Raw genomic sequence first — 26,143 nt, forward strand, 5'->3', positions numbered from 1 at the left:
ATACGTGAAAGCATCTGTCTTTACTTTCGGGGACGGCCAAACGCATCTGAAGAAGGGGTAAATTAAATTAGCAAAGCCCATAAAACCCATGTAAGAAAATCCCTGCACTACAAATAGCTATATGTATTTGCGGTTTTATACAAATATTTTCCCGGAAATAGGGTGACAATTGGGTGACAGCATTTGAAATGCTTTAGCCCCGATGGAGATTGCGCGGGGGTTCCTCTTTTTTTTATCAACTTGTTATCCACTTTCTTAAAATTGATGTAAAGTTTACCTATCCCCCTGAGCAATCAGTGACCCTAATGCGGACAACCATTCTATGAAAAAACTTCTGGTCCTATTCTTTCTGGCCATGGTCCTCATACCCAATCCGGCTACTGCCCAATCCCCCGGGGACCATATTGAACTGGCCGACACCTTATTGTGGAATGATGAGTACGAAAAAGTAAAATACCATCTGCAACAGGCTGACAGTATACTTACCCTTGCTCCCGACCCTGACGCCCGCTTGTATTACCAGATCATACTTGGGGACTACTACCTGGACCAGCAGCAGTACCCACAGGCTGCGGAAGCCTATGAACCCTTATTGAAAATGAAGGCTCACGCCTCAGAAAAAATGAGGCTGAAACTGGCCAAAGCTATAAACGACCTGGGGATAACCTATTATCACCTGGGAGAAATGCAGCGGGCCAGAACAATGCACCATCAAAGCCTCATCCTATATGATGGCGACCTGCAGGGCATAAGCTATAACTATAATAATCTGGCTATTATAGCTAAACAACAAAAAACAGCCGGACAGCGCAATTGTATATTTCAGGAAAAGTCTGGAAGCCTCCATAGACCTGCCGGATAGCGCAGGTATCGCTTACATGCACCTGAACCTGGGCGCACTATATGCAGAGCAGGGACAGGAATTAAAGGCTTTAGATAATCTGTTACTGGCACGGAGAGTAGCAGGAGAAATTGACAATAAGACCCTGAGCATGTTTATAACCGTTAAGCTCTCTACGGTTTACAAAAGGCTGCGCGACCTGAACCAGGCCAGGCAATACCTGAAAGAGGCAGAAGCCTATTACAAAGCAGAGGAAAAGCCACGCTCACTGGGCGCAGTATATAAGCATATGGCTAACCTGCATCTGGAGGAAGCAGCGTACGACAGCGCCCTTGCCTATGCCCGCAATGCCCTGGAGCAATACAAACCTATACAAGCCTCCCAGGGAATGGCCGATTCCTACAGGCTTCTCGGCGCCGTATACCTTACCCAAAACGAAATAGCGATCAGTGAAAAGTATTTGGACAGCGCCATGAACGAGGCCCGGGGGAAATACCGTGTGACAGAATTAAGCACCACGCTGACACTGGCAGACCTGCGGCTGAAGCAGGGTGAATTTGGAGATGCCATCGCATTAGCTACACAATTTGGTGAAGATGCGGAAGAAAAGTATCCGGATGGTGGGCGCTATAAACAGGCCATGATACTCTATAAGGCGTATAAGGCCCAAGGTGATTTCAGGCTGGCATTGAAAAACAAAGAAAGAGCCGCCGAAATTAAGGACAGTGTGTACAGCCAGGATATGGCCCTGGAAATAGCCAGGCGTGAATATGAGGACAGGATAATTCGTGAAGAAGCCTTACAAAAAGCAGAACGTACCCGGCAGAACCTCCTCTATCAACAGGAACGCGCCCGTGATAGATGGTACCTGTATTCTGCTATAGGTGCCCTGTTGCTTATCGGGCTGCTCGCCTACAGCTTTTACCGTAGCAACCGGACTAAAAAGAGAGACAATAAGATACTGAGCAGTCAAAATGAAACCATAGCCAGCTACAATAGTCAGCTCCTGGCTATGAACGAAAGCATTGCCGCAAAAAATAAAGAGCTCCAGGCCATGAATGGTAAAGTAGCGGAGAAAAACCGTGAACTACAATTGAAGAATACAGAACTAAGCGAACTGAGAGAGAAGGAAATACAGCACCAGCAGTTTGAAAAAGAGCTGATGGAGGAAAGCCTGGCGGTAAAGGAAAGAGAAATGGCAGCCACAGCTATGGTAACCCATGAAAAAAATGCCATCCTCAGCAACCTGGAAAAGAAGCTGGCCGAACTGGAAACCAGGGCAGGCAGCCTGAAACCTGAGGTTGAAGAGCTTCGAAAATCAGTTCTCGCCAGCCTGAACATGAAAGATAGCTGGGATAGCTTTGTCCATAAATTTGAGACAGTTCACCCCGACTTTTTCAGCCAGCTAAAGACCTCTCACCCCGACCTGACATTGAATGACCTTAAAATCAGCGCGTATATCAAGGTGGGAATGGGGAATAAGGAGATAGCTCAGGCGACGAACCTGGCCCTTTCTACTGTCAAGAAGAGCATAAACCGTCTGAAGAAAAAGCTGGGCCTCGCTCCTGATGATAGCGTAAGGGATTACCTGATGTTTAATACCTGAAGCGCCATTTTGGCCTCACATAATACAACTGGCGTACTGCGGCAGTAAGATAATATGAGGGTATTTCTTACAGCATCAAATTATCATGTAGGTACAAGGATTGCTCTTTATCAGCCCTAATAGCCACCATAGGGGGGGATATTTTCACAATAATCAGGACAAAACCCACCTGGTCAGCCAATTTTAGTTTAAGTTTTTCTCCTTAAATTAATACCAGCCCTCGTGACATATTCCTCAAAGCAGTAAATTTGTACGTAGGCTCTGACTGTAAACAACCGTTAATTCATGCGCTTGACTGATTACAAAATCCGGTCGGAACCAGCTATAAAAAACTCAGTACTGGTGTACATGACGGCGGCACTTTTCCTCTGTCTCACGGAGTTCGTTTCAGACTTCAAAGCATCTTCACCAGCACTGGCCCTCGCTTTTGTGACTGAAGCACTCGTAGTTACCTACCTGGTGTACCAGTATCCTTCGTCTGAATTAGTCAGAGTCATATTAATAGCGTCTATATACTTTTTCATAGAGGCGCATTTTTTTAACCTGCCCCTAACCTTTCATGTTGTTATCTACTGGTTACCTCTGGTGCCGGTAGTAGCACTCATCGTGCAAAATATCCGTTCTGCATGCATATGGGGCCTGGTGGTACTGGTTACGCATCTGTTTAACTACCTGTATACCGACAGCATTACAGACGGCACGTATACCATAGAAGCTTCTTTGCCCTCCTACCTGCTCACCGGAGCTATTTTTATTTCATTGATGATAGCATGTGCCTACCTGCTTTATCAGCTATTAGGCATGGCCTACTCTAAAGTGATGACAAAAAATCAGGAACTGGAAACGTTAAGAAACGAAATTGAATTTAAAAATAAGCGACTTACCAACTACCAGGAAATCCTCATCCGCCTGTCTAAAGACAAGTCAATTTACCGCCAGGGTGAAAACCACCTCTTTCATGTTCTCTGCCGTACTGTCGTATCTACCCTCGAGATAAACCGGGCCAGCGTATGGATACTGGATGAAAAGCGGGAGTACCTGGTGCGAAAATATATCTACGACGAGGCAGAAGATAGTGATGAACCGGTAAGCCTGCTTGCGGCCAACTACCCCGCCTACTTCCAGGCGATTTATAATAAGGCATATATTGATGCCAGTGATGCTTTGTTGCACCCCGATACCAGCGAGTTTTCCAGCAGTTACCTGAAACCATTGAATATTAAAAGTATGCTGGACTGCCCCATCAAAGTAGACCAAAAGGTGTGGGGCGTTATCTGCTGCGAGAATAAATTCGGACACCGTCACTGGGAAATTGAGGACATACTTTTTGTGCAATCTATCGCCGACCTTATCGCGCTGAGTTTTAAAAATCGCCGGATAAAAAACCTCCTGAATCAACTACAGACGAACAACCTGGACCTGGCTACCAAAAACCAGGCAATCGCCTCCATGAACGGTCAGCTTAATGAGCTGAATGAAAAACTGCAGGATGCCAACTCCACCCTGGAGGAGAAAGTGACCCTTCGTACACGTACGCTGAAAGAAAAAAATAAACTGCTGACAGAGTATGCCTTCATCAACTCACATCTGCTACGGGCACCACTGGCAAGGGTGCTGGGACTGTCTCAGCTCATAGCAAGAGAAGTACACCTGGAGAGTGATAAGGTCCTGATTCAAACGTTGATTTCCAGTACGGAAGAGCTTGACGCAATCATAAAAAAGATAAGCGATCTGCTATATGACGGCGAGGGTATAAGCCGTGAGGATATTGAACAAATAGTAGAAGATAAACTCAAGAGGCTATGAATCAGAAGTGTGCTACCACGTGGCAACCAACAAAAAACCTGCTCAATAGCAGGCTTTTTCTAATATGATCGTCTGACAATCATATGTTAACCTCTTCCTTCGGAGCCTTCAGCGAGCATTCTTTATATTTAGCCAGCAGGGTGCCGGCTTTATCATTCAGGTAATATACTTGCTCAAATCCGTTATTCACCAAATAGGACTTCCTATCCCTATCTTGCATCATGCCAAGAATGAAAGCATATCGGGCATGCGCAAAATTAAACTTGATTGCTTACCTGGTAATTGTATTTTTACAATTAGATTTCAACACCTATCCCCCTCTATTTTATCCTGATTTTTCACAATCCCCAACCCAGTCCTGAACCGTTCCTCAACCGTCTTTAAACCGTATAGAGAAGGCTCCTCCTTCGCCCATCGTTCGGCTTGGTCAGGCATTTGATATACTACTTGCTAATTGTACTTTATGGTTTTTTTGCACACCACTCCACTGATGATGTAAGAAGAAAAAGCCTGCCTGTCTTTTCATATATTACAATAAACCCGGCGATAAAATCCGGAAAAGTATTATTAAATGACAGCAACAAAATACACTGACCTACAACCATTTACCAAATTGAAGTAAACCAGTAGCTAGAGGCTAACAACGGGCAATCTGGTATGTTAATGACTAAAACACTCTCGCAACAGAGCACTTACGTATCAGAAGAAACATCCGTAGTTCACCTTACAACTCATTGAGCCTTGCCACAGGGTCCAGATACCACATCTTTCTTACCCCCTGCGGAGAGTCGTCGCTAAGCCACCAATAAGGAAGCAGGGAGAAAATAGCATAGTGTAAGTGAGGAGGTTTACCGGCAGCATTGCCGGTGGTGCCCACCCTACCCAGGTTGTCTCCCTCCCCTACTATTGAAAAGGCATCCGTGTCTATACGGCTCAAATGGGCATAGTAATGAACCCGCCACTTTGGTCCCAGCACCAAGACCACATTACCCCCACGTTTAAACTTGCCGGTGTAGATCACAATACCGCTGACGGCCGGCTGTACGGGTGTGTTGTCTGCTGCGAAAATATCCACCCCTTTGTGCACACCTGACTTACCCCAGGGATGGTACCAAAAAGATGCCTGGTTATAATCCGCACGGCTTGCCCCCACCACCGGCATCCTGAAGTCTTCCGGCAGCAGAAATCCGTCTGTGAGCAAACATACAATCAATAATAAATAGTGATGAACTCTACGCATAGAAGTAATAGGTGATAAGAGTTAGTAGATGCTAAAGGATAGCTTGACAATGTTCAATGTCTCTTAATGGCATTTACTCCATTTTAACGAATTTAGGTTCCGTATAATAAACCCACAGAATTATTATGTAAAACAAATATTACATTTTGTCAATGAAAACAATTATTCTGTACCAGTAGAGAAGTCAATCCGCTAAAATTACGAAAAATGGCCTCTGAAAACCCCAGCCCCCTTAGTCATCCCTTTAGCAATATAGCCCTTTGCCTTAGTGGCGGAGGTTACCGGGCCGCCTCCTACAGCCTGGGCACCCTCTCCTATCTTCAGCATTTACAATATAATGGCAAGTCCCTTCTGGAAAATGTGATTACCATAAGCACTGTATCAGGAGGCACCATACCGGGTATTCGCTATGCGCTGGACCTGTATCAGGGCCGGTCTTTTGAGGATACGTATCGCCTCCTAAGGGAGTTACTGCCTAAAACGGATGTAATAGAGGAGAGCCTGGTGCTACTTAATGACAAAAATGCGTGGGAAGACGGACTCAAACGCAGGAACCTCATTAATAGCGCTTCCAAGGTTTACCAAAAGCTCCTCTTCGATGAACAGGATATGTCGGCACTTATAAGTCCGGAAAAACCTGTACACCTGAAGAATATGTTTTTTAATGCCACGGAATTCGACCACGGCTCAGCCTTCCGGTTTATGTCCACCGAAAAGAATATGCGTTTTGGCAATGGGTATGTTTTTTCCAGGAAAGGATACGGAGAGCCTACAGGCTACCTTAAGGCAGAAGAGATAGCGGAAATAAAACTGGGGGATGTAATGGCTGCCTCGTCCTGTTTTCCCGGTGGCTTTGAACCTATCGCTTTTCCGGATGATTTTATCCGCGACCGCAATAGTCCCCTCGCTCATCGTATAAATAAAGAACGCCGCGAAAAGATAGGTTCGCTGGAAAACAAGCTTAAGCAAACGAAGAACGAGTTTGAAAAAGCGAAAGTAAAATACGATATCGAGCAGGAGTCAGACTTTTTTAACCCGGTGACCGGCCTGATGGATGGAGGTATTTATGATAACCAGGGCACCAGCAGTGTACTGGCCCTTGACCGGGGCCATAAGGAAAAGCCCTACCATCAGCTTATCATCGTCAGCGATGTGGCCAGCTACTTTATAGATGATTACACCTTTGATAAGGCTCCCTCTAAGGGCTTCCTTTCCCGGTTTTCTTATCGCTCGGCTAAGAAATGGCTTACGGTTTTTATCGCTGCTCTGTTTGTTAGTGCTTTAGGCACAGCCTATTTCGGATACCCAGTGCCAGCGGCCGTGCTGGGCACACTCTTTGCCTTAGTGGGTGGCGCGTCCCGGCTCCTTTTCAGTGGCATTCATAATATCGAAGAAGGCCTTCCCTCCTTTGCCCAGAAATACCTTAAATATTTTCGCAGCCTGAAGTGGGGGCTGATGCGCAGGCTTATCAAGGACCGGATAAGTTCGGTTATGCTGATGACATCAGAGATATTTTTGAAAAGTATTCGCAGCCTGCATCAGACTATCCTTTACAGCGATCCGCAATGGAAGGACAGGCGGGTATATAGCGAAATATACTTCTTACAGCAGCAGGTACGTAGTGGAAAGATTCCTGCAGACTCTCCCCTGGCCAAAACGGCCAACCTGGTGCGACTCATGCCTACTACCTTGTGGTTTACTGCCCAGGAGAACGATCAGCAAATGATGGATCACCTCATTGCAAGCGGTCAGGCCACTCTTTGCTATAAATTAATTGAGTACATAGACCAGTTACTGGACAAAGCCATAGACGATTCACCGGCTAACGAGGAAGAGGATGACGAGGCACTCGAAAGAGGAACAGCGCATGAGCATCTCATGCAGAAGACCATTATTAACGAACAGGAAAAGACTAACCTGCTTACCCTGCGACAGACACTGGAAGAAGACCGGACTAAGTTTTTACAAGATCCCCTCTGGCTAATAAAAGAACCCTCTTACTTGTAGAGGGAATCCCCTATTGGTGGCACTTTTCGAGGACAGAGTGCAGCTTTACCCAAGTAACAAGGTATCCAACAAAGAAGCCCGAGGCGAGGCAGTAGATAATGAGGCTGATAGTGAACACAGTTCCCCTAAAGGTAAGCGTGGCAAAGGAATGGAGAAATAGTCAAACCTCTCCATAGAAAAGGTGCTGCCAAAGTCAGTCAGCTAAAAATAAAAGATGCAAAATACGCCTGCCAGGGGCATAAAACCCTGCCTTATCATACCTGTGCGTATTCTAATAGGTACAAAAAAAGAAAGCCCCGGCTTTAGGCCGGGGCTTTTATGCAAATTGCAATAGATGCTTACTTAGGAGCTGTGCAGAATGCACCAACCGTATTCTCATCAGTCCAGCACCACTCATTGTACGTATACGTAGGGCACTGGTAGCCTTCAGTACAAAAATCAATGGTCTGATTTCCACCTTTTACGGCTTTCTGATAAGTGGTTTTGAAGCTGTTTACGCTCAGTTTTTCGAGGCTTAGTCTCTTTTTCATAGTTGTTGAAGTAAACGTTAATAAACTGGTAAAATTTATCTGTTTAAACAGATTGTTTTTAATATAACAAAATCAATTTAAAGTTACCAATTATTAGACAGTTTAAGCATTGAAGGCCATAGGCAAGCGTTCCATTTTTTCTGTTAGGTTGTGTCCCATGCCATAAAGCCAGTTTAGCTGGTCAGTGATTATTCTTAACTCCTGAAGGCGGTTAAGCATATCAAGACTTATTTCCTTCCGCCCCCCGGCAATCTCACTGTCCCGCTCCCGGGCCACTTCTTCGTAGCTTTTGTGCAACATATCTCTTGCCTCATTTATCTTAGAGACTCCCCCTTCATCCGGCATGGTGGCTATCTCAGGCTGGCTTTCAAGCCCCTCTTCCAGCTTATCACATATAGCTTCTGTCATAAGACCTACCGCTTCCTTGGCTATGCCTGTCGGATGACTGCGGATATAGGCTCCCAGTGACGCTACAGCCGTGAGAAAATTCTGGTTGAGCGCAGTTACTTCGTATACCAGTGTCAGGTCCGGCTGCTTGGTCTTCGGATCCTGAGACATGCGCTGAAATGCTGCATTCAATGCCCCCACAGCAAGAAAAGCCTTCTTCCTGGCCAGTCTGTAACTATCGGTCACCTCTCCCCCCTTACGGTAGTATGCTGACACTTCAGACATATAGCCACCATTAGCCTTTACAGCTTCTTTTGCCACTTTATGGATATTCTCATACTCCCACGAGGGTAGTAAAAAGGTATTAGCCAGGTAAGCCAGGGCCGCTCCCGTTAGAGTATCCAGTACACGGTACTGCACTACTGTAAGCGCATCCGGCTGAATAAGTACGTATATGAAGATGATGTTGAGGGTAATGAAAATAGAGGACAGCTTGTAATTCTTACGGATATAGGTAAAGGCAAAGACCATACTTATCATGCCTGCCACTCCATATACGATCATGTTTTTGGTGATCAGTATCACCAGCAATGCCACTCCGGAGCCTATGAGCGTACCGTATAGCCGCTGAATGGCCCGCTGCTTGGTCAGGCTGTAGTTTGGCCTCATGATCACTACGATAGTAAGCAGTATCCAGTAAGCATTTTGTATATCAAATAAGCGACCTATTACAAAGCCGGCCATCATGGTAAGCGCCATCCGCAGGGAATGACGAAACATAGGTGAACGCAGATCCAGGTTTTCTACTAACCGCCGGGGATCATAATCCTGCTGGGTAATGAACTGGTGGCGGCGGCCTGGTGGCATTAGCTTCTTCTGCTGTGAAATGTCCGCCAGCACCCGGGCCATTGCTTCCGTTTTTTCGGATAACTTTACCAGGTAGTCCAGCAGGTTATGCATAGCTAATGCACCTGTTCTTGCCTCCGGCAGTCCCCTGCGTTCCACAAACTCCCTGATCGCTTCCCTGGCCTTTCTGGCAAGCATCTCCAACGGTAAGGTCTCCGGCTGGCTGTCTCCATACCTCAGCACCCCCTCCAGCCTGCGAAGGCTGACTATGATTTCTTCATGAAAGTCATGAAACGCTCCCGGCAACCTCTCATCATATTCCTGTACCGACTCTGCGGCCGTCTGCCAGGCACCAGCCTCACCGAGACTTAGCTCATAGATATCCACCAGCTCAGTGAAAAGCATCAACTGACGATTATGATAATTTGAAGCCCCTGAGTGCCTTCTTTTTTCCAGCAAAAACTCCCTCAGCGTTTCGTGCACCTCGTTAAGGGAAGACTGTAAAGAGAGGCGTTCTCTGGCAGCGCTGTTATCACCCTTGCCCTCATCTTTGCCAGTACTGTGCGCAGCCAGGTAAGCTACGGTAAGGCCCATGCAGTCGGCCAGCAACTGGTTTGACTGCCTTTTCTCCGTCACAAAATTGAACAGGGTAGAAAGAAGCAGGTACCAAAGACCACCGGCAAAAACCCCAGCGGCATGCAGGTAAAGCATTTCGCCTGAGCGGGAACCCGCCAGGCTCAGTACCACGGCCATCAACCCTGCAAAGGCTACCAGGGAGGCACGAAACCCGAAGACGGAAAGGAAAGAACCGGCAAAAGACAGTACGCCGATCGCCATAAGTAACAGAATATTACTACCAGCTACCAGCCCCATGACCAGCGTTATCAGTCCTGCCAATGTTGCAGCAGACAATATACCTGTGGTGCGGTGGCGGTAGCTACCCGGCACATCACTGGCGGAGCACATCAGCACCCCCAGAGCCACCCCGATACCATAGCTTATATCACCTGCCAGGTAAGCCGTGAGCAATGGTATACTGATGGCAAAAGTGAGGAGTACCCCTTTGAAAAAATCAGTATGCGTAAATGTGCTAAGGAGATTTCGATACATAAACTATAGCATCCGTAGCCGGCTCTGTGCAAAAAAATTACCTTATATTAAGGAAAATTTTATGAGATGAGGCAACATACATCGCCCCTTTATTCAGCCCTAATCATTTGGCTGTTTATTTGTTTTTTTTATACTACAGAACACCTATACGCACAAGGCATCAAAAGAGATTCAACATATTACCTGCTCACAGGCAGCTATACCGAAGGCAACAATGAAGGGCCCGGCATCAGCGTGTACCACTATCACCCGGATAGTGGCACACTGGAGACCGTTTCCACCCTTAAGGTGCCTAACCCCAGCTTTCTGGCCTCTTCGGCTGACGGTGATTTTGTGTATGCCGTTAATGAACTGCATGAAGATAAAGAAGGGGCCGTAAGTGCCTTCCGCTTTGATAAAGAAAAGGGTGTCCTTACTCATATAAACACCAAGCCCTCCGGTGGTGGCGATCCATGCTATGTTTCACTCTCACGGGACGGGTCACTGCTGTTCGTCGCCAACTATTCCGGTGGCAACTTAAGCGTAATATCAGTCAGGGAAGATGGCAGCCTCGGTGAAGTTCTCCAAACCGTGCAGCACAGTGGCAGCAGCGTGGACAAGTCCAGGCAAGAAGGGCCACATGTGCATGGGGTATACCCGCATCCCGGGAAAAACCTGCTGTATGTAACTGACCTGGGAACAGATGAGGTGATCACATATCCTTACTTTCCCGGCCGGAAAGAGCCCTTAGCTACTGATCAGAAAATGGTGTATAAAACATCACCCGGCTCCGGCCCCAGACACATCCTGATCAGGGGAAATACCGCTTATCTCGTGAAAGAGATGGGGGGTGAACTGGAAGTACTTGATGTGGATGAGAAAGGCCACCTGAGCCACCGTGAGAATTATAAGCTCTATGGTGAATCATATAATGGAAAGAACCAGGCCGCAGAGGTAAGAATCTCCCCTGATGGCAAATATGTTTATGTATCTAACCGCAGCAGAGCAGATACCATTAGCAGCTTCAGTGTAAATGAAGATGGCACACTTACGCCCGTAGAAATAGTTGCAAGCGGTGGAGACACACCACGTAATTTCATACTATCACCCAACGGAACATACCTGCTTGCCGCTCACCAGGACAGCCATACGATAGTGGTTTTTACAAGAAACCCAGAAACAGGCACACTTAGCCCCACCGGTGAAACCTACCGGAGTGGCTCACCGGTACATTTTATTATGATAGAAGAGTAACATACCGTAAAAAATAGAAAAGCTGGCCGAAACAGACGGCCAGCATTAATTAATCGTACTTTCCATTCACAAGTGTAAATAAGCCCTGGCCGCTCAGGGCCTCACTCATTTACAGTACTTTCAGAGCAAAAACACCCTCCTCTCAAGGATCAGTAAGTAGCCGGAGAATATCTATAATGCCCCGGTTCCATATACCGGCTATTTCACTAAGCCATTCTACCATTAGTATAAATAGGTAAATCCTGCCTTATCATAGGTGGAGAGTTCCCCTGTAGTCGCTTTATTTGCGCATGCACATGTATTGAAGATAGAATTGCTATCGCTCCCGGTAGGGGTACCTGGTATATGAACTACCCCGGGGGTACTACCAACATCATTAGGGCAGCCACCAGCTCCGGCAAACGGATCAGTATGTGCCATGCCCATGCAATGTCCTATGTTGTGCGTAAACAGGCACTCCACATAGTTGGTACCATAGCTGGCAGCTCCTGAACCAATGTAAATTCCCGGATAAGGGTTTCCGCTAGTAGGGTAACCGGAGTAAGCCCATACGCCGGGTATCTCAGTGATGGTAATATCAGCTGTGCCCCTGTATATTCGTTGAAAAGTAAAGCAGGTATTAACTGCATTGTAATTAGCGATGGCCCAATCAAGCCCCGAGCTAAGAGTGCCGGTAAGGTTCCCAAAAATGGTGATGGTGCGGCCTCCGTTACAGCTCACCGCGTTATATACACGATACTGCTCTTCTTTACTACCTCCGGTATCATGATGATTATCTGACATTCCCACAAGCTCTTCAGGGGTGACAAGGATATCCCCTTCCAGGAGATAACTTTCACCTTCTAACCGGATAGTTTCTGTATCGAATCCAAGTTGCCTGAAAGTTTCGATTACCTCAGCCGGTATGGTTTTATTCGAATTTGAAGGCAATACTTCTTCCGGCTTATCGGAGCATGAAGCAATGGATAACAGCAGCGCCACAAAGCAGCCAGCCGTTAGGGTAATAGATGTAAACTGTTTTTTCATAGGTTTATAATTTAAAATAAGCGTAAAAGCCTCCGCCAGGCATACACCCGGACGGAGGCTTTTCATTTATAAAGGTATTCCAGGGCTACTCTGTCAAAATTGGAGAATTCACCATTGGTACCACTCCTGACACATGAATTGAATATTGAAAGAGGGTCGGCGCCTGTAGGGGTACCTGGTATATGAACCACTCCGATAGTGGTAGTGCCTGAAGAGGTACCACAAGAAAGGGATGGGTTAAAGTAATCAGTATGGATCATACCCAGGCAATGCCCGATCTCATGAGTAATAAGATGCTCAATGACATTTATCCCATAATAGGAAAGCGTATTTCCCAGATAGATTGAAGGATAGGGATTGCCACCTGAGGGGAAGCCGGAGGAAACAGTAGCACCTGACGCAGGGTATATGCTAATATCTGCCGTTCCGCTATATACACGCTGAAAATACAGACATGTATTAAGGGCATTGTAATTAGCAATAGCATAATCAAGCCCTGTGTCTATGGATCCGGATACGTAACTCCTTATGGTTATTACGCGGCCCCCACCACAATTTGCAAGATTATAGGTTCGATACTGTTCGCCAGAAGGGCCGGATACCGTGAAAGGTTCTCCCATTTCAGTGAGTGCCTCCGGGGTAAGCACCATATCTCCCTGTAATAAATAGTTCTGGCCCTGCATACGGAGGTCTTCGGTGCTGAACCCAAGCCCATCCAGCTTAGCCGCCACTGCTTCCGGCACCTGAGCGGCAGAGGATTGGTTCTGTGAAAGAAGGTCTTCATCCATTTTATCTGAGCAGGATGACACGCTCATCATCATAGCAATAGCACCACCTATCATAGGCAGCAGGTAAAAAGCTTTCTTCATAACGTGGTTATTTATTAGTTAACATATAATGCTACCCTGATCTGGAAGGCCGGATAGCATTTTGAATCAGGTATAAGTATAGGTTCAAATCAATACAAATAGTCCAGAGCAATCCTGTCATAATAGGACATTTCACCATTAGTGGTGAAGGTAAAGCAGGCATTAAATAAGGAGCTCGCATCGTAACTCGTTGGTGTTCCTGGAATAGAGAGCGCGCAATCACTGCCTGCCCCCTCGTTCCCGCCGGAGCCGCAGGAGAATGAGGTATCGAAATAATCTGTGTGCCGCATGCCTATACAGTGCCCGATTTCATGTCCTCAAACATGCTCCGAGACATTAGCATCGTAGTAATACAAGCCCATACCAATAAAAATCGATGAGTAGGGATTCCCTCCACTGGGGAAACCCGCTAACCCCCCATTGCCGGACATGGTATAGACAGTAATATCTGCAGGCCCCGTGGATACTCGCTGAAAGGTGAGGTAGAGACCCAGGATATTGTAATTATAAATAGCCCAGTCCAGCCCGGTACTAAGGGAGCCCCGTAGTCTGGAACCATTTATCTTTATCACTCTTCCATCCCGGTCATAAGACACCCGGTTACAGGTACGATATTGCTCTTCTCCGGCAGGTCCAGGTACACTGACAGGGTCAGACATCTCGGCTAAAGCTTCCGGAGTGACGATAATATCTCCTTCTAAAAGGTAATTACCCTCTTTCACCTTAATGTCACAGGGTAAAAATCCGATTTTGGTCAGTTTATCCAGAACCTCACCGGGCACTTCATTGGAATTAGCGAACGACTGTAACTCCATATCCGTTTCTTGGGAGCAGGAAAGGCAGCACACACCGGCAAGAACTAGTCCTGCCGAAATAATAGAAAGGTCAAGGCGTCTGTGCATGGCTAAGTGCGATTTGATGAGATATTAAATTACTGAAATATCCCTTCGCAAACCGGGAACTCTTTTAGTCAGACAAAAACACCCGAACCCATCAATTCTATTACCTAACCGCTCTATTCAGGTACATAGAACCGCTTTTAAAGGCAAGTCACCTAGTACAGGTACTGCAGAGCCGCAATGTCATAATTCGACAATTCGCCGGTAGCACCAGAGCTAAAACAGCTATTATATAATGAATTAGGATCATAAGATGTAGGAGTCCCGGGTACATGAATGGCACATACCCCGCCGGAACCTTCGTTGCCTCCACTGCCACAGCTATAGGATCTGTTAAAGTAATCGGTGTGGCGCATACCCAGGCAGTGGCCAATCTCATGACCAATAACATGCTCACATACATTAGCGCCGTAAGCCGCCAGGCTGGTGCTTACATATACTCTGGGATATGGATTTCCTCCTGAGGGCCAGCCTGCAGATCCACCAGCACCGGAAGTAGCGTAAATAGTGATATCAGCCAGGCCGCTATATACGCGCTGAAATGTCAGACAAAGGTTAATACTGTTATAGTTAGCGAGTGCCCAGTCCAACCCGGTACTAAGAGTGCCGCTCAGACCACTTCCGTATACCCTTATGATACGGCCTCCATTACAATTAACCAGATTGCAGGTGCGGTACTGTTCCTCGCCCGCCACTCCCGGCACGCTTACAAGGTTTTCCATTTCAGCCAGGGCTGCGGGAGTGATGACAATATCACCTTCCGCCAGATAGTTTTCTCCCTGCCGCTGGATATCACAGGGCAAAAATCCAACATCCTGAAGTTTGTCGATCACAGCAGAAGGAACTTCTTCAGACCGCGCATCGGAGCCTAGTTCTTCCTGTACATTGTCTGAGCAGGAAAAGATGAGCATTACCGCCAGGCAAAAGAATGCCTGGTAAGTGAGTTTAATAAAATCTTTCATAGTGGGTGATAAGGATGGATAAAAAAATAAAAGGCTTCCTGCCAGAACAGGAAGCCTTTTAAACAAAATTCTTTAAATAGATTCCTGATTAGTACAGGGATTCCAGTGCTGCTCTGTCATATGAGCCAAACTCTCCATTTGTATTGCTGGAGTAGCATGAAAGCATGATAGAGCTACCATCGATACCAGTAGGAGTACCAGGGATGTGGATAGCACCTACACCGGCGCTACCTTCGTTTCCACCGCTACCGCAAGAGTAAGAACGGTTCATGTAGTCAGTGTGACGCATACCAAAGCAGTGACCCATCTCGTGAGTAGTTACGTGCTCGGCCACCTGGTTGTTAGTGATGCCACTACCGATGTAAACAGTACCGTAGGGGTTTCCGCCTGAAGGGAATCCGGCAGATCCACCTGATCCTGAAGTAGAGTAAATGTTAATGTCTGCAGAACCGCTGAATACACGCTGGAAGGTGAAGCACGTATTTAGTGCATTCCAGTTAGCAATAGCGTAGTCAACACCCTGGCTTCTGGCACCGCTTGTAATGTACGAGCGTACACGGATTGTACGGCTGCCATTACAATTTACGAGGTTTGAGGTACGGTACTGCTCTTCACCGGCGATACCGGGAACGCTGATACCTTCGCCAAGTTCAGCAAGTGCTTCAGGGGTCATTACCATGTCACCTTCTACAAGATAGTTCTGGCCGTCCATCTTAATACCATCGGTATTGAAACCGAATCTATCAAGCTTAGACACTACTTCAGCAGGGACCTGGTCAGAGGGGTTGTTGGAAATAACTTCCTCATCCATTTTGTCAGAGCAGGATGAAACGCTCATAAGCATAGCTAGTGCTCCGCCAACTACAGGGAGGAGATTGAACGACTTCTTCATAACTTGGTTTATTAAAATTAAGTATTAATTGGTTACGGAGTTATTATAGATTGTTATAAGAGATATATGTTCAACCAGTATTTCCTTTGGGGAATATTGTGTTGTTATATATTTAGAGTGTAGGGTAAAAAAGCCCCGGCTGAACCGGAGCTTTTCTGAAAATATCTGATTAGTACAGGGACTCAAGAGCTCTTCTGTCGTACGTTCCGAACTCACCGTTAGTGCTGCTAGAGAAGCAAGAGTTCATGATAGAACCAGAGTCATAGCTAGTAGGTGTGTTAGGGATGTGAATGGCTCCTACACCACCGTCACCTTCGTTTCCACCGCTACCGCAAGAGTAAGCACGGTTGAAGTAGTCAGTGTGACGCATACCGAAGCAGTGACCGATTTCGTGAGTAGCCACGTGCTCAGAAGTCTGAGAGTTGCTCAGGCTGCTACCCATGTATACGTAACGGTAAGGGTTACCACCTGAAGGGAATCCGGCAGATCCACCGCCACCAGAAGTAGAGTAGATGTAGATGTCAGCAGAACCGCTGTACACACGCTGGAAAGTGAAGCAAGTGTTCAGTGCATTCCAGTTAGCAAGAGCATAGTCGATACCAGTGCTTCTTACACCGCTAGTGATATAAGAGCGTACACGGATCGTACGGCTACCATTACAGTTAACAAGGTTGTAGGTGCGGTACTGCTCTTCACCGGCGATACCGGGAACGCTTACACCCTCTCCCATTTCGGCAAGTGCTTCAGGAGTAATAACCATGTCACCTTCTACAAGGAAGTTCTGGCCATCCATCTTGATTCCGTCAGTGTTGAAGCCAAGCTTACCAAGCTTAGATACAACTTCTGAAGGTACCTGATCGGAAGGGTTGCTAGATACTACTTCTTCGTCCATTTTGTCGGAGCAAGAAGTAAACATCATCGCGACAGCCATAAGGCCGCCGGTCATTGCTGAAAAGATGTTCGCTTTTCTCATAAGATTTGGAATAAATTTGTTAGTAATTGATGGACGCAATATACAAAGAATACAATACACCAAAAGACCTACAGTAAATTTTACACACCCTTAGCAAAACCAAAAACTCATCTGAAGTATGAGCACATTCAATGAATAAGAAAAAAAATGCCCCCTACTCACTCCTAACGACCATTAGTTGAATAAGAGTTAATTTACCACCCCCAATTCGGTGATTTAAAATTGAGGGTTAACCCTCATAGTATTTGGGCAACCTTTTTAAAAACGACTTTAAACAAGCACAAATAGGTGTTTTCCCTCAATAACCTTTTACCGTTTACCAAAAAATGTTCGAATACGCCTCCCCGGAGGAGTACTTACTCAGGACTATTTTTAATATACAAATGTGAAATAACCGTTTGAACAACAAACCAGATTACGAAAACAAGGAAACTAAAATACTTAGTCAGGTACAGTCAGAAAAGAGGCTTTCATTGTAGGATAGGATTAAAATTGAGGGTTAACCCTCACTACAAATAATGCAATCGTGTGAATAATCCTTTTTGCGGCCATTATTTAGCAAGGTTTAGTTTCCTTTTCAGGCGATAATTCGGAAATTGTCCCGTTATAAAATTTGTTATTGGGGTTAATAGCCTTCAATCAGCCCAAATGTCATGAGAAAAACCGGCACTACGTGTATGTTGAGCTTCATCAGACCATTCGTCTTAATCACCTGTATTATTCTCCTCGCTTTTTCCGCTACTTCAGCCCGGCAGTCACTAACAGATAAATGGCTGAAATTTGCTGACAGGGAAACCCAGGCAGAAGCCGGCCAGGAAAATAATGATTGGTGGATAAAAACCAGAGGCCCAATTCCCCCCCAACAAATGAAAGAGGCAGGCCTGGAACTTCTAAGAAAGCTGGATGACCAACACTTTATAGTAAGAGCTAACCAGGCTACACTAATCTATCAGGGGGATATTGCAAACTATTATCCGGCCCGCCCTGAATGGAAGCTATCGCCTTCTCTTCTCGAGAGCCATAAGAGTGTGGCCCCTTATTCAGTAGACTCCTACATTCTTCGGGTATCAGATATTGAGGCATTCAAATTGGCATTAAGTAACCTGGTGCCGGAAGCCCGTATACTTCATACCTATGAACCATCTGGAACTGTAGTGATTAGCACGACCTCCGTGTCCCTGCTTGAAAAAGTACTTACACTGCCAAGCGTCAGATTTGCGGACAAGCAAACTGTCAGTCCTGTGGAAGAGGCTTCTGTTATTGACCTTAATCTTATACCTAACCGGGTAAATGCTGTATGGTCTGCCTACCCTGAGCTTACAGGCCGGGACATACTTATATCAGTAAAAGAAAGGGCCTTCACCGATTCAGACATCGACCTGACCGGAAGGTCCGTTGAATCAGGTGTAGAGGCATCGCAAACCAGCCCTCATGCCACAGAAATGGCGACTATAATAGGAGGCGCCGGCAATTCATTTATTAAAGGTAAAGGCGTGGTCTGGCAAACTAATCTGACCTCCTCTAACTTTGAGCCAACCCTTCCGGATGCTGAGGCTTTATATGAAACCCTGGGTATTACTATACAGAACCATAGCTATGGTACTGAGATAGAGCATTATTACGGGGCTGAGGCCGAAGCTTTTGATGCCAGCGTCATTGCCACACCAGAGCTTGTTCATGTTTTTTCATCTGGTAACAGCGGCACCATAGAAGTTACAGCAGGGACCTATGCCGGTATCCCCGGGTTTGCTAATCTAACCGGCGAGCTGAAAATGGCTAAGAATATCCTGACAGTGGGAGCGGTGGACCTTGAGTACATTCCCCAGGAACTGGTGAGCAGAGGCCCCGCCTATGACGGGCGCGTAAAGCCTGAGCTGGTAGCTTACAGTACCTTTGGCTCATCTAACTCAGCCGCTATAGTATCAGGCGTGGCTGCCATGGTGCAGCAGACAGCAATTGACATGGGGCAATCAGTTCCTTCATCAGACCTGGTTCGTGCCTATCTGATTAATAGTGCAATCGATGTGCATACCCCGCAGGTAGATTACCTCACTGGTTATGGCAATGTCAATGCGTTGCGGGCTGTGGAGGAATATAGGAAGTCTATGAACCTGCAGGCCAGTGTAACGGATGGCAGCATGGTTTCAGAAACTGTCATGATTCCGGCCGGCGCTACCAATCTGAAGATATCATTGGTTTGGAATGACCCCCCTGCCCTGCCAAACGCCAATGTAGCCATAGTAAATGACCTGGACCTGAAGGTAATAAAAGATGGCGAAACGTGGTTGCCCTGGACACTGAATCATACACCTGATGCGGACGCCCTTGCTCAACCTGCCACACGTGGAGCTGACCACCTTAACACAATAGAGCAGGTAACGATTGAAGCCCCTGAGGCGGGTAGCTATACAATAAGTGTAAGCGGATATGATGTCCCGAAAGGCCCCCAGGCGTTTTCAGTAGTCTACCAATATGATGAAGCAGGCCGTTTTCAGTGGACGAATCCTACCTTACAGGATAATTTTCCCTATGATGGGGAGAGCCCGTCCTACTTCCGATGGGACACCAACCTGACAGGGTCAGCCACGATAGAAATGAGCTTTGACGATGGCGCAACATGGGAAACAGTCGCCACAGACGTGAACCTTTCGGATGGGTTTTACCAGGTAGAACGACCTGAGGGGCACGGAAAGGCCACAGCGCGGCTTACCACAGCATACGGAGATATTTTCACAACAGACACATTTACTATTGGTGATGTGCTGAATACCCGGGTAGGGTTTAATTGTGCCGATTCGGTTATGCTCAGATGGGAAAACCTGCCCGAAGCAGAGGCCTATCGCGTACTAAGCGCTCAAGGGACGTTTCTGGACACAGTTACAGTCACAGCCGACACAGCCATTATTCTATATAAACCAAACTACGATACCAGAAAATTTGCCATTCAGCCAATCTATGAAGGAGGTAAAGGAGGACTAAAGACCAGTGCTTTTGATTATGCTTTTCAGGGAGTGGAATGTTTCGTGGTTAACCTTATTCCCAGAAGCTTGCCAGAGCAGGGCATAGAACTTACGCTAAATCTCGGTACTTCATATGGTGTACAGGGGGTAACATTTTCGCAGCAGAACTATGATGCAAACATCGAGCCTCTAGGCACTGTAAATAGTGTACAAGGTGATTCGGTGGTATTCCTGGACGACGCCCCCCTCCCGGGTCCGAACCTGTATACTGCGACTATACGATTCCAAAATGGCGAGACACTTACTGCAGGACCGGTACTCTCCTACTATATCTCAGATATAGAAGTGCTCGTGTTTCCTAATCCGGTCCAGCGTGGTGCCGAGCTTAGTATTTACACAAAAGAGTTCGAAGGCGAATACGGTTCGGTATCTGTCTTCAATACCCAGGGACAATTGATGTACAAAGAACCCATCATTTCCACGGTGAAGATTGTACCTACAGAACGGTTCACTCCAGGCCTGTACCTGTATAAGGTAGAAGTGGCTGGTACGGTCAAAACCGGAAGAGTCTTAATTCAGTAACCGCCATCGGTTAAGAAATAATAAAAAGGCTGCCTGTAAGAAGGCAGCCTTTTTACTTTAAAACACATATGGAGGAATACCTAATCATTCCGGACTACAAATAATCACAAACAACTGAAAAAGAGATATTAACAGAAAAAATATTTAAAAACAACCTAATTACTGACATCAAACTTACATGGCATACACAGCCAAAACATTGCACAATTTTTAAGCTGATCTCCCACCTATTCACTCATTCAGTACCTAAGCAGTTACCATTTCCCCCCTATCTCTTTTTAAACGGACGTAGTCTCATTTTAAATATTGTATTTTACCAATATCTCACAAAATTAATACCCGTGAAATTTATATCATTTTTCAAATCAAATACCTCCTCAAACAATATTTAAAGGAACTATAAGTTTCAAAATTAGATTAACACCTCAACATGCATCAATAATCAGGTATTGAATTTAAAGAAGTACGCATGACTATGACAGGATTAAAAAAATTGCTTCTCGCTTCTATAGCTGCCGTGGCGGTAATGACAGGTTGTACTCGCGATGATGAAGAACAGATCCTTAGAGAAGCGGATGATATATCAGGTGAGCAGGCTGAAATGATCATTGAGATGGAAAAAGCTCAGAGTTTATTTTTTGATGCTACCGAACAAGCCAGCTATGCCAGTGGCTCGGAAGAAACCAGTGAACCTAAGTGCTATGAAGTAGTATACAATGAAAGTAAGGGTGACATGAAGTTCGTAGTAGGTTTCGGTGAGGGCTGCAAAGACCAGTTCGGCGTGACCCGCTCAGGAAAGATCACACAAAATAACCGTACGACTGATAAAGGTGTGGAAATGAGCTATAAGCTGGAAAACTATGCTGTTGACGGTTACACACTCAGCGGTACAGTATCCGTAAATAGTCTTAAGCGTGACGACAAAGGGATGCTTACCTATACCTATAAGCTGGAAGATGCGAAGGTGGGTACCCCTCAGGGTAAGAGCTACCTGGTGAGCCGTACACTGCAGTTCAGGCAGGCAGATAACCCCGGATCCATTAACTACTATGTAACAGGCGGGGGTAGCGTAATCAATGCTGCCGGAGTAGAATACACCAGCGAGATTGTTAAGCCTGCCTTATATAAAGGTGGGTGCTTCTCTGAAGGCAACTTCTATCCGCTATCTGGTGTAGCCCAGGTAGATTTTGAAGACGGAAAATTCTTTACCGTGGACTTTGGTTCCGGCTCCTGTGATAAAGCAGCTAAGATTCTTGCCGGTGAGAAAGAACTGGCCTTAGCTTTAAAATAAACAACCGCCACAATCCGGCCCTTGCCGGATCGTACAAGCCCTTCCCTGCCAGGAAGGGCTTTTTTATACCATCTATTGGCCTAAATAAAACTAACGTCTTCCCAATTCGCACGTCAGGGCTTAAAGTTTGTCCCTTTGAAGGTGACATAGGTAGCTCACAAAAAAGCAGCTTTTCAATCAGGAAGTGAAATAATCGCAAGGGGCTTTTGTATCAGTGATTTAATTGTTCTGGCTTCCCTCGGGGTGTAGTGTACCAATAAACTTTAGTATGCTATTCAGGTTACTTTGTGAACATCACATTACACTATACATGATCATACAGGGCAAAGCCAGTCCGGAGCAGGACCGTAAAAAGGCATTTTACGAACACGCACAAAATCGAGCCAAGGGGCATGAAATTTTCCCTCCATTTCTACTTCCGAAAGAGGAACGCAGACTATACGTAAGGCAAACCATGCGTGAAGACCATCAGTACCGCATTCATAACCGGCCTGAGGGTGCCCAGGCAAAATTTAAAAAGCTTGGAAAGTCTCCATTTACCTTTTTCAGAGGTACTGCACTGCTTTTCTACCGTGATCACGCCGGTGAGGATGGCCATTTGCCTAAGGTCTTCACCATCGGTGACGTGCACCCGGAAAATTTCGGTGTGATGCCTAATAAAAACGGAGCGCCTTTTTTCGGTGTGAATGACTTTGATGAAGCCTACATTGCTCCTTTCTCCTATGATGTAAAAAGAGGAGCTTTAGGGTTTTATCTGGTTTCATATGAAGCAGGAAGAAAGAAAAAGCACTGCAAAAAAGCGGTGAAGCACTTCGTGAAGGGATACCTCAAAGGCCTTAAGGAGTTTGCACGCGATGACCGGGAAAAGTGGCATGAATACCGGATCGACAATAGTCCGAAAATGATCAGAAAACTACTTAAAAACAGCCTTCAGTCCCGTGAAAAGTGGCTTAAGAAAATAGTCGATCTGAAAAAGTGCCAATTTATTCCAGGTGAGGAAATTGTCCCCTTAAGTGACAAGAAAGAGGACTTTCAAAAGGTAGTGGACAAGTACCTGGAGAGTAATGAAGATGTAGTAAAGAACTTTAGCGAAAACGAGAATTTTTTCCGCGTGCTGGATGTGGCCATAAAAAAAGGAAGCGGTACAGCGAGCTTGGGGTTAGACCGGTTTTTTATACTGATAGAAGGAAACAGTACGGAAGATCCGGGCAATTCTGTTATTCTGGAGCTTAAAGAAACGCGCGAGTCTGCCCTGTCCGGTCTTGTTCCCGGCGAGAAAAAGAAAACATCAAAATCACAGTCGCAAAAAATCATCAAAGCTCATGAAGTACATCTGGCAGGAGGTGACCCCTATTATGGCCAGGCAACGTATGATGGTCGGGACTTTCTTGTTCGCGAGAGAAGTCCCTTCAAAGATGATATTGATGTGGATGACCTGGACAAGGGAGAAATGAATGAATATGCCGAAATATGCGGGAAAACACTGGCTCAAACGCATGCGAGATCAGACGAAGACACGGGTATAATGAAAGGCAATGCAGAGGAGAAAATCCTTGAATGCATACAGGAAAAGCTCTTTATCAGGGATATGGTTGGCTTCGCCAGAACGAACGCTAAGCGTCTGCTTAAAGACTTTAAGTTATTTAAAAAAGACTATGCCAAGGGCGGGTTTAACTTTGTGGGGAATCAGTAATATCCTTATCCATACTTAAACCGGCCGGGCCTGTGTACGAGTTACTACTGTGCATTATTACCTGAATCTGGCTATTCGTTTCCTGCAAATCAGGTAATGCTATTATTGATTTCAATAGTAAGCAAATGGCAGTAAATAGAATTGGCTTACTTTCCAATAAGACACCTCTTCCACTAGACAAAAAGGAAAGCCTTGCTGGTTTGTAGACTATGGGTAAAAATAAACCATCTCGGCATGATAGGCTCTTGCCTGCCAACCAGTTATTAAATATTCCGGCAACCCTACGTCGATTTAACAATTGCACACACCCCAGCCTAATGGCTGAGAAAACCCACCCTGATTATTCACTTGGTAAAAGAATACAGAATCGCAATATGACCGACCCACGTATAAAATCCCCCTGGGGGGTTCCCTCTAATGCAATTGATCTCATGCGCCTGCTGCTGGAAAGTGCCCGCTCACATCCGGAAGGTCTTCGGTGGGAGTTTAATATGACCGGTAATAAGGATGAAACAAGGGAAGGGTTTAATCCTAATCTGGCTGATGGAAGTGCGGGAGTAGTCGCCACCCTGCTAAATGCCTACAGCGCCACAGGCGATGAGCAATACCTTGAATATGGAAAAAAAGGACTCGATTACCTTTTTCATCATATCCGTGAGACAGACAGCTCCTCCCTTGGGTTATACCGTGGTCTCGGGGGCACGGCACTTCTTTGCGCCCACCTTACACGGCTCACCGGCCAATCCTCAACCGCCAGAGAGGCACTGGCTTTACTTAGTCCGCGGGTACCAGCATTTCTTTCCTCCCCACATACCACCCACACTCTGGTAGATGGTAGCGCCGGAGCCCTTATTGCTTTTTTAAACTTGGCTGCGGCTACAGGCGATCCCGAGGCATGGAAACCTATATACCAGATAGCTGAGGACCTGATAAAAGAAGCGCAACTGGGCCATGATGGCCTTTACTGGAGGCCGTATTACCCTGAAGCGGGGCCGCTTTGCGGACTGGCCGAAGGAAACGCAGGAATTGCATGGGCCTTGGCCGAGCTAGCCCGTCTTAGTCAGCAAAATGCATGGTTTGTACCGGCTGAAATGGCCCTGGAGTACGAAATAGCCTCTATGGAAGAGGACCGTACGCCGGACCGGCGTACAGGCATTCGAACCGCCGAACAGCAGATAGAGCACCTCGCTCATTATCATGCCGGAGATAAGGCCTTTTTTGAAAAACCTGCTTTTCACTCAGGCTGGGGGTATGGAGACACAGGCACCTTGCTGGCTTGGCAGAGAATAGCAAAAATATCCCCTACTGAGCAATATGTGCCTGCATTTCCCGAACGCGCACCGCTTACCCCAGGGCAACAGCCGGACCTGATTAGCGAAGAGCTTTCGCGTGCCATTGCTTACTACCGGTCAGCGGTATTGCTTGGAGATGCCCGCCCACTGGTTCATACACGTCACTATGCTGAGGAAGCCATGCAGACAGCCGATACCGGAGACCTGAGGCTACTAGGTGGACTGTGCGGGATACTCCATACCGTTTTTGCCGGAAGTGCCCCTACACATACCTTCGATTACTTTTTCCCGGTACCTGCAAAAGCACACCTTCCTAACGCCCCTAAAAAGTACTCATGGAAGCTACGTAAGGAACTGATAAGCCATTCTTTTAGACGCACACTCGCCCTTATGGATCACCTTGAGCCTGACCTGATAAAGAATTATTTGCAGCAACAGCCTCCCGCCTCAGCAGAAGCCAACTTTTTCCATGAATTTGTGGATGATTATTTGACCAGAGATAGTCATGAGCGGCTCAACCCTCTCAGGGAGGTCTTCACATTAGAAAAAGAAATTTTCGATATGGGCTACCCATCAGACAGCTATGCCTTTCGTAACATAGCAGAAATAGCCAGAAAGAAAGAAGCCGAATCCATTCTAAACCTCAGTAATGCTGATTTTTCTAAAGAAAAATTGGTAATGAATCCGGAAGTGAAAGTATTGGCTACCGAGCGGGACTGGAGCCTTCAATGGCATGCAGAAGAAAAACGACCAATCGAGTTGCTCGAGCTTTTACAGTCTGAACAGGAAGAAACATATATCATGATACGACCCAATGCTACCCGCACTTCGGTTCTTGAAAACAGCCTTAGCGAATTATCGCACTTTATCTGCCTCACCTATGCCACACCTCAGTCACCTGAAGAAGCACTGGCCCGGTTCAAAGAGACTTTTAAAATAAGAACTGAACAACAACTTATGCAGGCTACCAAAATGTTACTGGAAAAGACAAGGGAGTTTTTTAATATGGGTATTCTGCTAAAAGCCTGATCGATGCGTGCCAGGTAATGATAATTTAACACAGGGTTGGCAAAGCTACCACAGGCTTCTTTTATTTGT

The 26,143-nt window shown here is 46.2% G+C and carries 18 protein-coding genes and 1 pseudogene; 9 read left to right on the forward strand and 10 right to left on the reverse strand.

Translation table 11 applies throughout. The features are described 5' to 3' along the window. The first annotated feature begins 322 nt into the window (after positions 1–322). The 3 genes from AB9P05_RS22420 (at position 323) to AB9P05_RS22430 (ending at position 4,253) form a co-directional block, all read left to right on the forward strand. Positions 323–862: a tetratricopeptide repeat protein gene (locus AB9P05_RS22420; protein WP_371911076.1), complete on the forward strand. Its 540-nt coding sequence runs from the start codon at positions 323–325 to the stop codon at positions 860–862. 16 nt (positions 863–878) lie between these two features. Next, entirely contained in the window at positions 879–2,447 is a 1,569-nt protein-coding gene (locus AB9P05_RS22425) for a hypothetical protein (RefSeq protein WP_371911077.1), read from the forward strand. 291 nt (positions 2,448–2,738) lie between these two features. Next, positions 2,739–4,253 (forward strand): GAF domain-containing protein, encoded by a 1,515-nt coding sequence (locus tag AB9P05_RS22430; protein ID WP_371911078.1) that lies wholly within the window; start codon positions 2,739–2,741, stop codon positions 4,251–4,253. Positions 4,254–4,332: 79 nt separating this feature from the next. Here the strand turns inward: AB9P05_RS22430 and AB9P05_RS22435 are convergent, their stop codons facing one another. Continuing rightward, a complete protein-coding gene (locus tag AB9P05_RS22435) occupies positions 4,333–4,476 on the reverse strand; it encodes a hypothetical protein (RefSeq protein WP_371911079.1) in 144 nt (47 codons plus the stop codon). 501 nt (positions 4,477–4,977) lie between these two features. Next, a complete protein-coding gene (locus AB9P05_RS22440) occupies positions 4,978–5,493 on the reverse strand; it encodes a M23 family metallopeptidase (RefSeq protein ID WP_371911080.1) in 516 nt (171 codons plus the stop codon). Positions 5,494–5,700: 207 nt separating this feature from the next. Here AB9P05_RS22440 and AB9P05_RS22445 point away from each other — a divergent pair, with 207 nt between their 5' ends. Beyond that, a complete protein-coding gene (locus tag AB9P05_RS22445; RefSeq protein ID WP_371911081.1) occupies positions 5,701–7,500 on the forward strand; it encodes a patatin-like phospholipase family protein in 1,800 nt (599 codons plus the stop codon). 338 nt (positions 7,501–7,838) lie between these two features. Here AB9P05_RS22445 and AB9P05_RS22450 read toward each other — a convergent pair whose 3' ends face one another. Together AB9P05_RS22450 and AB9P05_RS22455 are read right to left on the reverse strand one after the other, a co-directional pair. Next, entirely contained in the window at positions 7,839–8,030 is a 192-nt protein-coding gene (locus AB9P05_RS22450; RefSeq protein WP_371911082.1) for a hypothetical protein, read from the reverse strand. A gap of 102 nt (positions 8,031–8,132) precedes the next feature. Further along, positions 8,133–10,373: an FUSC family protein gene (locus AB9P05_RS22455; RefSeq protein ID WP_371911083.1), complete on the reverse strand. Its 2,241-nt coding sequence runs from the start codon at positions 10,371–10,373 to the stop codon at positions 8,133–8,135. A 66-nt stretch (positions 10,374–10,439) separates the two neighbouring features. Here AB9P05_RS22455 and AB9P05_RS22460 point away from each other — a divergent pair, with 66 nt between their 5' ends. Then, entirely contained in the window at positions 10,440–11,606 is a 1,167-nt protein-coding gene (locus AB9P05_RS22460) for a lactonase family protein (protein WP_371911084.1), read from the forward strand. Positions 11,607–11,828: 222 nt separating this feature from the next. On the opposite strand, the gene AB9P05_RS22465 is transcribed toward AB9P05_RS22460, so the two are convergent. The 6 genes and pseudogenes from AB9P05_RS22465 to AB9P05_RS22490 form a co-directional block, all read right to left on the reverse strand. Further along, positions 11,829–12,632: a M57 family metalloprotease gene (locus tag AB9P05_RS22465; RefSeq protein WP_371911085.1), complete on the reverse strand. Its 804-nt coding sequence runs from the start codon at positions 12,630–12,632 to the stop codon at positions 11,829–11,831. A 62-nt stretch (positions 12,633–12,694) separates the two neighbouring features. Next, positions 12,695–13,501, reverse strand: a complete 807-nt coding sequence (locus AB9P05_RS22470; RefSeq protein WP_371911086.1) for a M57 family metalloprotease — start codon at positions 13,499–13,501, stop codon at positions 12,695–12,697. 89 nt (positions 13,502–13,590) lie between these two features. Continuing rightward, positions 13,591–14,403 (reverse strand): annotated as a pseudogene (locus tag AB9P05_RS22475) (M57 family metalloprotease). Between the two features lie 152 nt (positions 14,404–14,555). Further along, positions 14,556–15,362: a M57 family metalloprotease gene (locus tag AB9P05_RS22480; RefSeq protein ID WP_371911087.1), complete on the reverse strand. Its 807-nt coding sequence runs from the start codon at positions 15,360–15,362 to the stop codon at positions 14,556–14,558. An 88-nt stretch (positions 15,363–15,450) separates the two neighbouring features. Further along, the gene (locus AB9P05_RS22485) at positions 15,451–16,254 is read right to left on the reverse strand and encodes a M57 family metalloprotease (RefSeq protein ID WP_371911088.1); all 804 of its coding nucleotides are present in this window, start codon (positions 16,252–16,254) and stop codon (positions 15,451–15,453) included. Between the two features lie 169 nt (positions 16,255–16,423). Then, the gene (locus AB9P05_RS22490; RefSeq protein ID WP_371911089.1) at positions 16,424–17,227 is read right to left on the reverse strand and encodes a M57 family metalloprotease; all 804 of its coding nucleotides are present in this window, start codon (positions 17,225–17,227) and stop codon (positions 16,424–16,426) included. Between the two features lie 653 nt (positions 17,228–17,880). On the opposite strand from AB9P05_RS22490, the gene AB9P05_RS22495 reads away from it, so the two are divergent. The 4 genes from AB9P05_RS22495 (at position 17,881) to AB9P05_RS22510 (ending at position 26,074) form a co-directional block, all read left to right on the forward strand. Continuing rightward, the gene (locus AB9P05_RS22495; protein WP_371911090.1) at positions 17,881–20,769 is read left to right on the forward strand and encodes a S8 family serine peptidase; all 2,889 of its coding nucleotides are present in this window, start codon (positions 17,881–17,883) and stop codon (positions 20,767–20,769) included. Between the two features lie 475 nt (positions 20,770–21,244). After that, entirely contained in the window at positions 21,245–22,060 is an 816-nt protein-coding gene (locus AB9P05_RS22500; protein WP_371911091.1) for a hypothetical protein, read from the forward strand. Positions 22,061–22,328: 268 nt separating this feature from the next. Further along, positions 22,329–23,753, forward strand: coding sequence for a DUF2252 domain-containing protein (locus AB9P05_RS22505; RefSeq protein ID WP_371911092.1), 1,425 nt, complete (start codon positions 22,329–22,331; stop codon positions 23,751–23,753). Between the two features lie 317 nt (positions 23,754–24,070). After that, positions 24,071–26,074, forward strand: coding sequence for a lanthionine synthetase LanC family protein (locus AB9P05_RS22510; RefSeq protein ID WP_371911093.1), 2,004 nt, complete (start codon positions 24,071–24,073; stop codon positions 26,072–26,074). The last annotated feature ends 69 nt before the right edge of the window (positions 26,075–26,143 follow it).

The organism is Roseivirga sp. BDSF3-8 (genome assembly GCF_041449215.1).
In the GTDB taxonomy this organism is placed as follows: Bacteria; Bacteroidota; Bacteroidia; order Cytophagales; family Cyclobacteriaceae; genus JBGNFV01.

Coding starts and splice junctions, on each gene's coding strand:
- AB9P05_RS22480 (WP_371911087.1), bottom strand. CDS start 15,362: ATGAAAGATTTTATTAAACTCACTTACCAGGCATTCTTTTGCCTGGCG.
- AB9P05_RS22440 (WP_371911080.1), bottom strand. CDS start 5,493: ATGCGTAGAGTTCATCACTATTTATTATTGATTGTATGTTTGCTCACA.
- AB9P05_RS22425 (WP_371911077.1), top strand. CDS start 879: ATGCACCTGAACCTGGGCGCACTATATGCAGAGCAGGGACAGGAATTA.
- AB9P05_RS22495 (WP_371911090.1), top strand. CDS start 17,881: ATGAGAAAAACCGGCACTACGTGTATGTTGAGCTTCATCAGACCATTC.
- AB9P05_RS22470 (WP_371911086.1), bottom strand. CDS start 13,501: ATGAAGAAAGCTTTTTACCTGCTGCCTATGATAGGTGGTGCTATTGCT.
- AB9P05_RS22465 (WP_371911085.1), bottom strand. CDS start 12,632: ATGAAAAAACAGTTTACATCTATTACCCTAACGGCTGGCTGCTTTGTG.
- AB9P05_RS22500 (WP_371911091.1), top strand. CDS start 21,245: ATGACAGGATTAAAAAAATTGCTTCTCGCTTCTATAGCTGCCGTGGCG.
- AB9P05_RS22485 (WP_371911088.1), bottom strand. CDS start 16,254: ATGAAGAAGTCGTTCAATCTCCTCCCTGTAGTTGGCGGAGCACTAGCT.
- AB9P05_RS22420 (WP_371911076.1), top strand. CDS start 323: ATGAAAAAACTTCTGGTCCTATTCTTTCTGGCCATGGTCCTCATACCC.
- AB9P05_RS22490 (WP_371911089.1), bottom strand. CDS start 17,227: ATGAGAAAAGCGAACATCTTTTCAGCAATGACCGGCGGCCTTATGGCT.
- AB9P05_RS22455 (WP_371911083.1), bottom strand. CDS start 10,373: ATGTATCGAAATCTCCTTAGCACATTTACGCATACTGATTTTTTCAAA.
- AB9P05_RS22435 (WP_371911079.1), bottom strand. CDS start 4,476: ATGATGCAAGATAGGGATAGGAAGTCCTATTTGGTGAATAACGGATTT.
- AB9P05_RS22460 (WP_371911084.1), top strand. CDS start 10,440: ATGAGGCAACATACATCGCCCCTTTATTCAGCCCTAATCATTTGGCTG.
- AB9P05_RS22510 (WP_371911093.1), top strand. CDS start 24,071: ATGGCTGAGAAAACCCACCCTGATTATTCACTTGGTAAAAGAATACAG.
- AB9P05_RS22505 (WP_371911092.1), top strand. CDS start 22,329: ATGCTATTCAGGTTACTTTGTGAACATCACATTACACTATACATGATC.
- AB9P05_RS22450 (WP_371911082.1), bottom strand. CDS start 8,030: ATGAAAAAGAGACTAAGCCTCGAAAAACTGAGCGTAAACAGCTTCAAA.
- AB9P05_RS22445 (WP_371911081.1), top strand. CDS start 5,701: ATGGCCTCTGAAAACCCCAGCCCCCTTAGTCATCCCTTTAGCAATATA.